Here is a 521-nt window from a genome sequence, read left to right as displayed (position 1 = left end):
ACTTCTTGCTGCCTGGCCCCCGCCCTACGCCGCGCACGGATGTATGACAGGACACCCAGGAAGCCGAACATGGCGGGGGGAACCCAGGCTAACGATTGACTTAACACGGAAATGCCCGTCAACAATGGACGCGACGCGAATATAGCCGGCAAGATTCCGCGGAACACAATGTAGGCACCCACGGCCAGCGCGGCGGATACCCACCACGGCGCGTCCATCAACACCTCGCTAAGCGACGGCCCCTTTCTCCTGCGACCCATGTCTCTACCTGTTGTTGTTCTTCATGTCATTGCCACGGCGTCCCGCCATTGGCAAATCTAACCGATCTAACATGCAAGGCGGGTTGCAACAAGCCAACACCCCACTGACTACGGGTGGCAGAGCAGCCGACATATGGCCCGGGGACGAAACGCCTGGCGCACGCCTGAGACCACCCTGCACCTACTGGCGCTCTGCGGCGGCTGGCCGGGCGCGCTTGCCGCCCAGCAGCTGCTTCGACACAAAAACCAGAAGCGGAAATT

At 61.2% G+C, this 521-nt stretch carries 1 pseudogene; it reads left to right on the top strand.

Annotated elements, in window-relative coordinates:
* Positions 1 to 396 precede the first annotated feature (396 nt).
* Positions 397 to 521 (top strand): annotated as a pseudogene (locus tag CF68_RS36830) (DUF1294 domain-containing protein); the annotation flags it as partial.

Origin of the sequence: Cupriavidus sp. SK-4 (assembly GCF_000611125.1) — a bacterium.
GTDB lineage: Bacteria > Pseudomonadota > Gammaproteobacteria > Burkholderiales > Burkholderiaceae > Cupriavidus > Cupriavidus necator.
This window is presented reverse-complemented; position numbering and strand designations above follow the sequence as displayed.